Consider the following 12,931-nt stretch of genomic DNA (forward strand, 5'->3'; position numbering starts at 1 on the left):
AAAATAGTTATTCACAAGAACGCAATAATACGATAAACAATAGATACTACTTACCGACAGCTGACCACTATTAACTACCAAGGTCGCTGTCGGCAGAGAGATACCGATTCTTAAGAGGAAATCATCATGGCTTTTAATCTTCGCAACCGTAACTTCCTTAAACTACTAGACTTCACTCCACGTGAAATCCAACATCTGCTAGAACTTTCTGCAGAATTGAAAAAAGCGAAATACAACGGTTACGAGCAGCCTCGCCTAACTGGCAAAAACATTGCTCTTATCTTCGAAAAAACATCAACTCGTACTCGCTGTGCATTCGAAGTTGCTGCATTTGACCAAGGCGCTCAAGTATCTTACTTAGGCCCATCTGGTTCTCAAATCGGTCACAAAGAATCAATGAAAGATACAGCACGCGTTCTAGGTCGTATGTACGACGGCATCGAGTACCGTGGCTTTGGTCAAGAAATCGTTGAAGAACTAGGCGCACACGCTGGTGTTCCAGTATGGAACGGCCTAACAGACGAATTCCACCCAACTCAAATCCTAGCTGACTTCCTAACTATGCAAGAGCATGGTCGTGGCAAGCAACTACACGAAATCACTTTCGCTTACCTAGGTGATGCTCGCAACAACATGGGTAACTCTCTAATGGTTGGCGCAGCGAAAATGGGCATGGACATCCGCCTAGTTGCACCAAAAGCATACTGGCCTGAAGAAGAGCTAGTAGCACAATGTCGTGCAATCGCAGAAGAAACTGGCGCTAAAATCACTATGACTGAAGACGTTCAAGAAGGCGTTCAAGGTTGTGATTTCCTATACACTGACGTATGGGTATCTATGGGTGAAGCGAAAGAAGCTTGGGCTGAGCGTATCAACCTAATGCTACCTTACCAAGTAAACATGGAAATGCTAAAAGCGACTGGCAACCCACATGTTAAATTCATGCACTGCCTACCAGCATTCCACGGTGAAGACACAACTGTTGGTAAAGAACTAGCTCAAGAATACCCAATGCTAAAAGACGGCGTTGAAGTAACAGACGAAGTGGTTGAGTCTAAGCACTCTATCGTATTCGACGAAGCTGAAAACCGTATGCACACAATCAAAGCTGTAATGGTTGCTACGCTAGGTCAATAATCGACTCTCTTGAGTTTTTATTCTGAACGAATAGTAAAGCTCTTATAATTAATGCCAACCTTCGGGTTGGCATTTGCATTTATATCACAGCACGATTGAATAACCGCCCTCAATACTCCTGTCAAAAAACTTAAACTTTCAGTCAGTTACCCCAATAACAAGCCATGAAAAATATGCAGGTAAATATGCATAAACTTCCATTAAATGAATAGTTTACGCAAACGCTTGCGCTCATAAAAAATGGGCGTATAATCCTTCGCAATTTGTCTAAACAGAGATGGGAAATGATGACTATTCTTCAGCAAAATTTGCTAAAGACGCGCCGAAAAATGGCGTTAGTTGCGTTTTTCATTATTTCTGTTTTTTACAAAAAGAGCCTCCTTTTTTAAGGGGGCTTTTTTTTGTCTGTTTTTTACTAAGAAAGAGAGAGCAGACAGTGTTTCGTTCGTATATTGAATCAACAGAAGGGAAGAGAGCCATGGCGAATTCGCTGTTCCAAAAGCACATCATTTCCATACCGGAATTAAACCGCAGTGAACTAGAACTGATTGTTGAAACGGCTGGAAAGCTAAAAGCTGAACCAAATCCGACACTACTTAAAGATAAAGTAGTGGCAAGCTGTTTCTTTGAACCTTCAACCCGTACTCGCCTATCATTTGAAACTGCTGTTCAACGCTTAGGCGGCACTGTTATCGGTTTCGATAACGGCGGTAACACATCACTCGCGAAAAAGGGTGAAACCCTGGCCGACTCAGTACAGGTTATTTCTTCATACGTTGACGCTTTCGTTATGCGCCACCCACAAGAAGGCGCTGCACGCCTCGCTTCTGAGTTTTCAAACGGTGTGCCGATTGTTAATGGCGGCGACGGTGCAAACCAGCACCCGACACAAACCTTACTTGACCTGTTCTCTATCTTCGAAACCCAAGGTCGCCTAGATAACCTTAACGTCGCATTTGTGGGTGATTTAAAATACGGCCGTACCGTACACTCACTAACCCAAGCATTATCAAAATTCGATAACATCAATTTCTTCTTTGTCGCACCAGAAATTCTGGCGATGCCTGATTACATCTGCGAAGAATTAGACGAAGCCGGCATCAACTACAGCCTGCACGCCACCATGGAAGAAGTGATTCCTGAACTCGATGTACTGTACATGACTCGCGTACAAAAAGAGCGTTTCGATGAATCTGAATACGCGCACATGAAAGCAGCTTACATCCTGACAGCACCAATGTTGACAGAAGCACGCGACAACCTGAAAGTCCTTCACCCACTACCACGTGTGGATGAAATCACCGTTGATGTCGACAAAACGAAGCATGCTTACTACTTCGAGCAAGCAGAAAATGGGGTTTACGCCCGTGAAGCCCTACTAGCACTTGTACTAAACGAACAACTTTAAGCAGGAGAGCGCAGTCATGACTAAAGAAACTCAACTACAGGTTGAAGCAATTAAGAACGGTACTGTTATCGATCACATTCCTGCGAACGTTGGTATCAAGATTCTAAAACTGTTTCAAATGCACAAAACTAACCAACGTGTCACTGTTGGTTTAAACCTGCCATCTTCGGCGCAGGGTGCAAAAGATTTGATCAAAATTGAAAATGTCTTCATCAGCGAAGATCAAGCTAACCAGCTTGCGATGTACGCACCGAAAGCAACGGTTAACCAAATCGAAAACTACGAAGTTGCGAAGAAACTAAGCCTGACACTGCCAGAGCAAATCAATGCGATTTTCGAATGTCCAAATAGTAACTGTATTACTCACGGTGAACCTGTTGATAGCAGCTTCAAAGTGATTAACAAAAATGAAGACGTACAGCTTAAGTGTAAATACTGCGAGAAAGTATTCTCACGCGAAATCATGACAGAACGTCGCTAAGACATTTTTGCATCACTAAGCCTTGTATTAATACTTGGCTTTAATGCTCAAATAACAAGAAAGCCTGCTCATAAATGAGCAGGCTTTTTTATTCTCATTTCTACCGCAACGCCGCTTTATCGTGATGGCTAATTTGTTAAAAGCAGCCCACGGTATCACCACACTTTCGCTTTACGTGCTGGCTGCCCATAACAATTATTAATAGGCATACGGCAATGGCACAATTAACCTCACTCACAATCAAGCACTACGGTAGGGTATTGCTAACCACGATCCTCGCACTTTCATTAACCCAATGTATCGCGAGCAATGGGAGTGTCGAACACACCCGCTCACATCAAGCCAATAACATGGTCGTCATTGGTGTCCCTATGTTGTTCGGGGGCTTTGGCTCTTCAGTACCCATCAATGAGCAATACCAGATCACCGCCAAACATGTTGCTCAGTTGTCGTGGGATCTGGATGTCATTCATCACCCGTACTGCGATTTATCCTTAGTTCGATCGCGTACCCCTGCTGATGCAATTCCTCAATGGGGGTTGATCTATCCCGATCAAGCCGTCAGTCATCAAGGCCACTCACTACTGGGCACCACGATAAAAGGGGAAGGAAAATACTTACAAGACGTACTCGATACCAATAGTAAGTGCTTATATTCGTTAAGTGATGCGCCAAGTATGTCAGGCATGAGTGGTGGCCCGGTCTTTAATGCACAAGGGCAAATCGTTGGGATCACAGTCGCAATATTAGATAACCCAGAAGACATTGAAAACTTACGTGCCGCTGAGCGATATACTCAATTTGTACCAGCCACCTTGATCTTTGATTGGTTAACCCAACTAGGCGTTAACACTGCCTACGCCAGCCCAGATCTTGCCAATATTCAAGTCGCGCCCTATATCGAGCATATTAATACCCCCCACGATTTACTTGGTAATCGTTCAATGCCAGCCTCATCCAGCACTCACTCAATCACACACCAAGGGCATAATGGTGAAGAAAACACCAGCGCAACTATTTCTGTTTTCAACCATTACGCTGTAGTACAACACCCATTATCTTCGTCGCTCACCTCGTCCTCTCCCAGCGTGCTAACACCACAAATAACGACGATTTCTGACAGTCAGGCAACAACCATTAATTCACAACAAAAACAGGGAGATACCCCACAAAAAGAACAAATAAAGACACCACCAAAGGCAAACAATAAGCTCCTAAATGAAATAGGGTTTCAACCTACCTATTGGTAGTGCAACCAGTTCATTATTTTGGTGACTAGGGTCAAACAAACGATACGATCTTACTGGTATGATTCTTGTGCAAGATTATGCAAGGCTTGAATAATCTCGCACACAAAACCTCATAACAAATAAAGTAACGATTCAGCTCGCTAACGCTGTTGACCTTGCTACACCAACAGCCCAACGCTCTGCGCTGAATAGCTACAAGATACGATCTTTGTACCTACTAAAATAAAAAGGAGTTGCCCGTGAATGGATACGAATTACACGGCGCGCTAGAGTTGAGTGCATCTGACGAAGACATCATGACCGCATGTAAACGTCTGTTGCAACAGCAAAGCTTTTCTACCCAAGATGATATTCGCCAAAGCTTGATCGACATGGGTTATACCGATGTCAGCCAATCAACGGTATCACGCCTGCTTTCTCGCATGGGCGTAGCAAAAGTGCCTAACGCTTATGGCAAGAAAGTGTACTGTCTCACCGTTGAGAATGAGCCAGTACAAGTGGGCTCTTCAATCGCGTCACAAATTGAATTTATCACTCACAACCAGCTTGTTGTGGTGGTTAAAACCCACCCAGGTGGTGCACAATTGGTGGCTCGCTTAATTGATGTCCAACCACATGCTGAAATATTAGGTACCGTTGGTGGTAACGATACCGTGATGGTGGCACCGAAAGATATCAATCGCATTGATGAGTGTGAAAAAGTGGTCAAAACCCGTTTAGGTATTCCTGCCTAAATTGCCTTTATCGATTGAAAATCTTTGACCTCTAGCAATGAGAGTTGCTAGCCTCTAGACTCTCAACTGCTCAATACCAAGCAGCCTAACGGTGAGTGCTGCATGATGGCATGTCGCTTGGTATTTACTTTGATACTTATTTAAGGATTATCAATGACTCAAGTTCTACACACCGAACAAGCACCAGCAGCAATTGGCCCTTACGTACAAGGTGTTGACCTAGGCAACATGGTACTGACTTCAGGTCAGATCCCAGTTAACCCTGAAACAGGCGAAGTAGCAGAAGACATTGCAGCGCAAGCTCGCCAGTCACTAGACAATGTAAAAGCAGTGGTTGAATCTTCAGGTCTTAAAGTTGCTGACATTGTTAAAATGACAGTATTTGTAAAAGATCTCAACGACTTCGCAGCGGTTAATGAAGTGTACGGTGCATTCTTTGATGAGCACAACGCACCTTACCCTGCGCGCTCTTGTGTTGAGGTTGCTCGTCTACCTAAAGACGTGAAAATCGAAATTGAAGCAATTGCTGTTCGTAAGTAATGCTCAACACTCATAAAAAAAGCTGCCGATGGCAGCTTTTTTTATAAGTTCTAATTAGCTATTGCGTCACATGCGCCAAAACAAGCTGCCACACTTGTGGAAACCAGGCTGTAAAATTAGCAGGCTTGTCCGCTAAGGCGGCAACCAACTCAGATTCAGGCCACCAGTGATACGCCATCACTTCATCCTCACTCGGATTAATATTAAGTGGGCCACAGTTAGCAATAAGCACATGATCGAGCTCGTGCTCTACCAAGCCATTATCAAGCTCTGCGCGGTATAAGAAAGTGGCGATGTCTTGTAATGGAAGCGGCTCAGCAATGCCCATCTCTTCCTCAAGACGGCGAATGCCCGCCGCAACAAAAGACTCGTCTTGGCGAGGATGTGAACAACAGGTATTGGTCCACAAGCCGCCACTGTGATACTTCCCTAACGCACGTTGATGCAGCAGGTATTCACGCTCATCTTGCCCCTCTCGGAACAAAAGCACTGAAAAGGCTAAATGTAACTGACCACCGTAATGCGCCTGCATTTTCTCTTGCAACCCAATCGTTTCACCTTCGGGTGTCACAAGTACCACTTGCTCTTTCTTCATACGACAGCCTTACCAATCGTTACATCTATTTTTTATTTTAAAACAAAAGAAAAAGGACAAGCTAAAAGCTCATCCTTTTCATTGTACGGGTGTAATCAGACTTATGCGGCGCGTTGAGCGACCTCTGCATTCAGCTGTTCAAGCTTGTCTTTCATTTGCTCTCGACAAGTATCAGATAAGCCACGTACATCTTCTTTGGTCAAACCGTCAGTCGATACGGGCGCCATAACTTCAACGATCACCACACCGTTATCCCAACGATTCAGCTTCACGTTTTCCGTCGAGCTACACACAATAGGTACCACAGGCACGTTTGCACCAATGGCAGCATGGAAAGCGCCGGTTTTAAATGGCAACAAACCACGACCACGAGAACGTGTCCCTTCAGGGAACATCCATACCGATACATTACGTTGTTTGATCTTTTCTACGATCTGACCAATCGTCCCTACCGCTTTGCTGCGATTAGCGCGGTCGATCAAAATATTCCCTGTGATCCAGTACAGCTGCCCAAATAAAGGCATCCATACAAGGCTCTTTTTACCCACAGTCACAGTGCGTGGCATGATGGCACCAGACACGGTAAATAGATCGTAGTTATTCTGGTGATTAGCTATATATACACTGGAGCCCACACCTTCAGCGCCATCAGCGTAGCGAACCTCAAGTTTGATCCCTAAGATACGTGCCATTTTGCTAAATTGGCGGCCACAGGTATATACGTGTGTCGGATTACGAGGGCTTAATAGGCAGTAGCCACAGCCAAATACAAACATGAACACGGCAAAAAGTGCCATGGCGATCATGCGGAACAACAATATCATTGATATCTCCTCAGCGTACAAGCGTTCGCTAGTATACTTAGGCAACAGGAAATTACACCCTCTTTTCCGCACCAATCAGAAAAAACAAAGCCCTCATCACTGAGGGCTTTATCTATGTTCTAGAACATTGAGCTAGGTGCGATGTTGTTCACCGCACACTCATTTATTCTTCGCTGGCGTCAGCTTCCGGTGCTGAGATTTCCATCTCTGTCACGCGTTGTAAGCCACGTGGCAACATTGCACCACGGCGACCGCGCTCACCACGGAAGTTATCCAAATCCGATGGTTTCAAACCAAGCTTACGCTTACCGGCATGCAGAGTAATATGGCTATTCGCTGGCAAGATGATCATGTGTGCCACCATTTCCTCACGCGCTTTCGATCGTGCGGCTGGAATATTGATGATCTTATTACCTTTACCTTTACTCAACTGCGGTAAATCTTTGACAGGGAACATCAGCATGCGCCCTTCATTGGTGATCACTAATACATCATCACTATCAAGATCCCTCACCGGCTGCGGTGGTAGCACCAAAGCACTTTCAGGGACAGTAAGTAGCGCTTTACCATTACGGTTCTTCGATACCATGTCGCTACCTTTACAGATGAAGCCGTAGCCTGCATCTGAACTCATCAGCCACATTTGCTCATCTTCCGACATCAGCACTTGGCGTACATGACTGCCCGCCGTCAAGTTTAAGCGACCTGTGATCGGCTCCCCCTGACTACGTGCCGATGGTAATGAGTGCGACTCAAGCGCGTAACTACGACCATCGGTTCCCAAGAAAATGGCAGGTTGGTTACTCTTACCACGCGCATGCGCTAAGTAATTATCACCCGATTTGTAGCTCAGTGTTGAAGGATCAACATCATGCCCTTTAGCATGGCGGATCCAACCTTTATCTGATAACACGACAGTGATGGCTTCACTAGGGATCAAATCACGCTCTGTCAGCGCTTTCGCTTCTTCACGCTCAACCAAAGGTGAACGACGCTCATCACCATATTTCTCAGCATCGGCAATGATTTCTTTTTTGATCAAGGTGTTTAGGCGACGCTCTGAGCCCAGTAATTTCTCTAGGTAATCACGTTCTTTCGCTAATTCATCTTGCTCTGCACGGATTTTGATTTCTTCTAACTTCGCCAGTTGACGTAGTTTAATCTCTAAAATCGCATCTGCTTGAATTGCACTTAAATCAAAACGCGACATCAACTCGGCTTTAGGATTATCTTCATTACGGATAATCTCAATCACTTCATCAATGTTAAGGTAAGCGGCTAATAAACCTTCAAGAATATGAAGGCGTGCCAGCACTTTGTCTAAACGGTATTGCAAACGACGACGCACCGTTGAGCGACGGAATTCCAACCATTCACCTAGAATGGTTACCAGCCCTTTCACCTGCGGACGACCATCAAGCCCCAGCATATTCAAGTTCACACGGAAGCTTTTCTCAAGGTCCGTCGAGGCAAACAGGTGATTCATTAACTGATCGCAGTCAATGCGGTTAGAGCGCGGCACAATCACGATACGCGTTGGGTTTTCATGGTCAGACTCATCACGTAAGTCTTCAACCATAGGCAACTTTTTAGCGCGCATCTGGTTCGCGATTTGCTCAAGTAATTTCGCACCAGAGGTTTGATGTGGCAAGGCAGTGATGACAATCTCACTGTTTTCTTTATGCCAAATCGCCCGCATTTTGATACTGCCTTTACCCGTGCGATATAACTTTTTAAGATCGCTTTTAGGGGTAATGATTTCCGCTTCAGTTGGATAATCAGGGCCTTGTACAAACCCCATCAAATCATCAAGTTCAGATTTAGGGTTATCAATTAAATGCACCACAGCATTAGCCACTTCACGGGCATTATGCGGTGGAATATCGGTTGCCATACCTACGGCAATACCGGTGACACCATTAAGCAGGATATGCGGCAGACGTGCTGGCAGCATTTTTGGTTCGTTCATGGTGCCATCAAAGTTTGGCACCCAATCTGCTGTGCCTTGACCTAGTTCAGCCAGTAGCACTTCAGAAAAACGTGATAAGCGCGATTCGGTATAACGCATTGCTGCGAAAGATTTCGGATCATCCGGCGCACCCCAGTTACCTTGGCCATCAACGAGCGGGTAACGGTATGAGAATGGCTGTGCCATTAATACCATCGCTTCGTAACATGCCGAGTCACCATGCGGGTGGTACTTACCTAATACATCACCGACGGTACGCGCCGATTTTTTGTATTTAGCGGTGGCCGATAAACCCAGCTCTGACATCGCGTAAATAATACGGCGCTGTACAGGCTTAAGGCCATCACCAATGAAAGGTAAAGCACGATCCATGATTACGTACATGGAATAATTGAGGTAAGCGTCTTCGGTAAACTTCCTTAGCGGAAGCTGTTCAACGCCGTCCATTGAGACATCAGTCATCGTCGGTAATCCGTTTCAATCTTACTTTGAAGGCTGGTAAGCGTCATGCCACCAGCCTCCATCATTCGTTATTGGGGTAACCCCACCTGAACGTAACGCTCGCCGTTACACTTCAGCCATATCGCCTTTGTCTTGTAACCAGTGACGACGGTCTTCTGCACGTTTTTTACCTAGCAGCATGTCCATCATCTCGTTGGTTTGGCTGTCGTCATCAATAGTGAGTTGCACCAAGCGACGTGTATTTGGATCCATGGTGGTTTCACGTAACTGGAGTGGGTTCATTTCACCCAGACCTTTAAATCGTTGTACGTTCACCTTGCCACGTTTGCTGCTCAGACGCTCTAGAATGCCGTTCTTCTCGCCTTCATCAAGGGCGTAATACACTTCCTTGCCTAAGTCGATTCGGTACAGTGGTGGCATTGCGATGAACACATGACCAGCACGAACCAATGCTTCAAAGTGCTTCATGAACAAAGCACACAACAAGGTTGCGATGTGAAGACCATCGGAGTCCGCATCGGCAAGAACACAGATCTTACCGTAACGCAGGCCGCTCAAGTCATCACTGTCAGGGTCGATACCCAAAGCAACAGAGATATCGTGAACCTCTTGCGATGCTAATACTTGATCAGCAGAGACTTCCCACGTATTCAGAATCTTACCGCGCAGCGGCATGATCGCTTGGAACATACGATCACGAGCTTGCTTCGCTGAACCACCCGCCGAGTCACCTTCCACTAAAAAGAGTTCGGTGCGATTTAAATCTTGTTGCGAACAATCGGCCAGCTTACCTGGTAGTGCAGGGCCAGAAGCCACTTTCTTACGCACCACTTTTTTGCTGGCACGCATACGGCGATGGGCATTGGCAATACATACTTCCGCCAATTGCTCTGCTAGCTGTGGGCGCTCATTCAACCAGAGGCTGAAGGCATCTTTCACCACACCCGATACAAACGCCGCACATTGGCGCGACGACAAGCGTTCTTTCGTTTGACCCGCAAACTGGGGATCTTGCATCTTCACCGACAGTACGTAAGCACAACGCTCCCAGATATCATCGGCGGTTAACTTCACACCACGAGGCAGCAGGTTACGGAATTCACAGAACTCACGCATGGCATCAAGCAAACCTTGGCGTAAGCCGTTTACGTGCGTACCGCCTTGCGCCGTCGGGATCAAGTTAACGTAACTTTCAGTGATCAGTTCGCCACCTTCAGGCAACCATAATAACGCCCAGTCGGCCGCTTCAGTTTGCGCACTGAATACGCCTGTAAACGGTTCTTCTGGCAATAAGGTATAGCCTTTTACGCCTTCGGCTAGATAGTCTTTCAAGCCATCTTCGTAACACCAACGAATGGTTTCATCAGTATTTTTGTCGGTAAATACAATCTCTAAGCCAGGGCAAAGTACTGCTTTGGCTTTCAAATTGTTTTTCAGGCGCGAGGCTGAAAATTTAGGGCTATCAAAATAGCTACCATCAGGCCAGAAATGCACGCGAGTACCCTTGGCACGTCGGCCGCAAGTCCCTATCACTTCAAGCTCGGAAACTTTATCACCATTTTCAAAGGCAATTTGATACACCTGACCATCACGTTTAACCGTGACTTCCACGCGCTTTGATAAGGCGTTCACGACCGAGATACCTACCCCGTGCAAACCACCTGAGAACTGATAGTTCTTGCCTGAGAATTTACCACCGGCATGGAGTTTACAGAGGATTAACTCAACCCCTGACACCCCTTCTTCAGGGTGAATATCGACAGGCATACCACGCCCATCATCAGTAACTTCTAAGGATTGGTCCGCATGGAGAATGACTTCAACTTTGCGGGCATGGCCGGCTAATGCTTCATCGACACTGTTATCGATCACCTCTTGACCTAAGTGGTTAGGGCGTACCGTATCAGTGTACATGCCGGGACGGCGGCGTACTGGCTCAAGGCCATTTAGAACCTCAATGGCTCCAGCGTTATAGCTTTGATCTGTCATATCACGGAAGTTTACGAGAAAATTTTGGCAACAATAGTCAGTAACCCCAGCTCACTTGTCAAGCTGAGGTCGTTATAATCGGCTCAAAGACCAAGAAATTGAATGATGTCGGCAGGAAAGCGTTCAAATCCGACGAAGCTATGATCTCCGTCAGCTTCAACCGTTTGTTTACAGTCGGCATACTTAGTTACTGCTTGGCGATAATCGAGCACTTCATCCCCTTCTTGCTGCAGCAACCACAATTGATGTGGGCGGGTCACACTAACGACATCCATTAAGCGTAGCTCGTCCATATGATGAGGCGCTAAATAATAGCGTTCATCAGTGTATGGGTTTACCTGCTCACCTAAAAAATCAGCCAGTAACTCATAAGGCTTCACCGCAGGGTTCACCAAGACAGCGGGCAGTTGGTAGCGGTCATTCAACCACGTCGAAATATAGCCACCTAATGAACTGCCTACTAAGCCAATGCGGTGATCTTTCGCTAATGCTTGTACCTTATTATCAATGAACTCCGCAGCTTGGGCGGGATAACACGGCATCTGTGGGATCTCGACGCGAATATCAGGGCGATACTGACGGCAATACTCCAGCATTTGCTGAGCTTTCAATGATTTCGGCGAACTATTAAAACCATGTATATACAGTAGCAACGGCTTTTTAGGTGCGGTTTCCATCATTAGTACCCTGCTGCGTCAAATTGTGGGGCAAACTGTGGCCCTTGCACACGAGACACCTGAGTACAAATATCACCGTTGTTATAAAGCTCTAAGTAACGCCAACCTGGGTTGACTTGGTCGAGTGCAAAGTCATTCGAATCAGGCAAGAATTGAATACATGTCGACGGCGTCGCAAGCACCCGAACATTTCGGTACATACGATCCAGTTCTTGATGAATATGACCACACAGTACCGCTTTCACTTGTGGGTGCTGATCCAGCACATACCATAGCGCTTCATTATTATGTAGCTGGTGCTGATCCAGCCAGTAGCTCCCCGCTTCGAGCGGGTGGTGGTGCAGCAGCACTAACGCATGGCGCTCTGGGTGTGTGCTTAATGCGCTATCAAGCATTTCAAGTTGAGTCGAACTCAAGGCACCATGAGGTACGCCCGGTACTTGACTGTCGAGTAAAATGACTTGCCAATGATCCCCCGCAAGCACTTGCTCGCAAGGTTTAATTTGCTGTGAAGGCAACACGGAGCGCATGGTCGGTTGGTAATCATGATTACCTGGAAGCCAGAAACAAGGTTGTTTCCAACGACTTATGCCGTCAGCAAAGCGTTGGTAGGAGTTTTCACTGTGATCTTGGGATATGTCTCCCGTGGCTACAATCGCATCAAACGGACGCGCAGCATCGTCTACAGCATCAAGCACTGCATGAAAACTTTTCTTTGTTTCTATGCCTAATAAGCTTCCTGATATGTCATCAAATAAATGCGTATCAGTAATTTGAAGCAAGACAACCTTATCTGGACCTTGCTGAGGCAACGTATACGTCTGCAAAATCGTTTAAATCCTGTAATGTCTCAATGTATGTACGG

Annotated in this window: 12 protein-coding genes; 6 read left to right on the forward strand and 6 right to left on the reverse strand. The window is 46.1% G+C overall.

What is annotated here, in order from left to right:
- The first annotated feature begins 126 nt into the window (after positions 1-126).
- The 6 genes from OCU77_RS14750 to OCU77_RS14775 all read left to right on the forward strand — a co-directional run bounded on the left by OCU77_RS14750 (position 127) and on the right by OCU77_RS14775 (position 5,550).
- Positions 127-1,137, forward strand: a complete 1,011-nt coding sequence (locus tag OCU77_RS14750; RefSeq protein ID WP_048899474.1) for an ornithine carbamoyltransferase — start codon at positions 127-129, stop codon at positions 1,135-1,137.
- Positions 1,138-1,615: 478 nt separating this feature from the next.
- On the forward strand, positions 1,616-2,545 hold the full coding sequence (gene pyrB, locus OCU77_RS14755; RefSeq protein ID WP_048899473.1) for an aspartate carbamoyltransferase: 930 nt from the start codon (positions 1,616-1,618) through the stop codon (positions 2,543-2,545).
- A 16-nt stretch (positions 2,546-2,561) separates the two neighbouring features.
- Positions 2,562-3,026, forward strand: coding sequence for an aspartate carbamoyltransferase regulatory subunit (gene pyrI, locus OCU77_RS14760; protein WP_048899472.1), 465 nt, complete (start codon positions 2,562-2,564; stop codon positions 3,024-3,026).
- 215 nt (positions 3,027-3,241) lie between these two features.
- On the forward strand, positions 3,242-4,276 hold the full coding sequence (locus OCU77_RS14765; RefSeq protein ID WP_084711814.1) for a serine protease: 1,035 nt from the start codon (positions 3,242-3,244) through the stop codon (positions 4,274-4,276).
- Positions 4,277-4,515: 239 nt separating this feature from the next.
- A complete protein-coding gene (locus tag OCU77_RS14770) occupies positions 4,516-5,010 on the forward strand; it encodes an arginine repressor (RefSeq protein ID WP_084711813.1) in 495 nt (164 codons plus the stop codon).
- A 153-nt stretch (positions 5,011-5,163) separates the two neighbouring features.
- Positions 5,164-5,550 (forward strand): Rid family detoxifying hydrolase, encoded by a 387-nt coding sequence (locus OCU77_RS14775; RefSeq protein ID WP_048899471.1) that lies wholly within the window; start codon positions 5,164-5,166, stop codon positions 5,548-5,550.
- Between the two features lie 58 nt (positions 5,551-5,608).
- Here OCU77_RS14775 and idi read toward each other — a convergent pair whose 3' ends face one another.
- From idi to cpdA, 6 genes are all read right to left on the reverse strand, one after another.
- The gene (gene idi, locus OCU77_RS14780; RefSeq protein ID WP_048899470.1) at positions 5,609-6,145 is read right to left on the reverse strand and encodes an isopentenyl-diphosphate Delta-isomerase; all 537 of its coding nucleotides are present in this window, start codon (positions 6,143-6,145) and stop codon (positions 5,609-5,611) included.
- A gap of 101 nt (positions 6,146-6,246) precedes the next feature.
- Positions 6,247-6,969, reverse strand: a complete 723-nt coding sequence (locus tag OCU77_RS14785; protein WP_048899469.1) for a 1-acylglycerol-3-phosphate O-acyltransferase — start codon at positions 6,967-6,969, stop codon at positions 6,247-6,249.
- A 163-nt stretch (positions 6,970-7,132) separates the two neighbouring features.
- Positions 7,133-9,400 (reverse strand): DNA topoisomerase IV subunit A, encoded by a 2,268-nt coding sequence (gene parC, locus OCU77_RS14790; protein WP_107303034.1) that lies wholly within the window; start codon positions 9,398-9,400, stop codon positions 7,133-7,135.
- 105 nt (positions 9,401-9,505) lie between these two features.
- A complete protein-coding gene (gene parE, locus OCU77_RS14795) occupies positions 9,506-11,389 on the reverse strand; it encodes a DNA topoisomerase IV subunit B (protein WP_048899468.1) in 1,884 nt (627 codons plus the stop codon).
- 83 nt (positions 11,390-11,472) lie between these two features.
- Positions 11,473-12,069, reverse strand: a complete 597-nt coding sequence (gene yqiA, locus OCU77_RS14800) for an esterase YqiA (RefSeq protein ID WP_239686011.1) — start codon at positions 12,067-12,069, stop codon at positions 11,473-11,475.
- Positions 12,069-12,893 carry a 3',5'-cyclic-AMP phosphodiesterase gene (cpdA, locus tag OCU77_RS14805; protein WP_048899466.1) on the reverse strand — a complete coding sequence of 275 codons (825 nt, stop codon included), beginning with the start codon at positions 12,891-12,893 and terminating at the stop codon, positions 12,069-12,071. Before cpdA ends, yqiA begins: the two co-directional genes overlap by 1 nt.
- Positions 12,894-12,931 lie beyond the last annotated feature (38 nt).

The sequence above is a fragment of the Photobacterium swingsii genome (genome assembly GCF_024346715.1).
Classification (GTDB): Bacteria; Pseudomonadota; Gammaproteobacteria; order Enterobacterales; family Vibrionaceae; genus Photobacterium; species Photobacterium swingsii.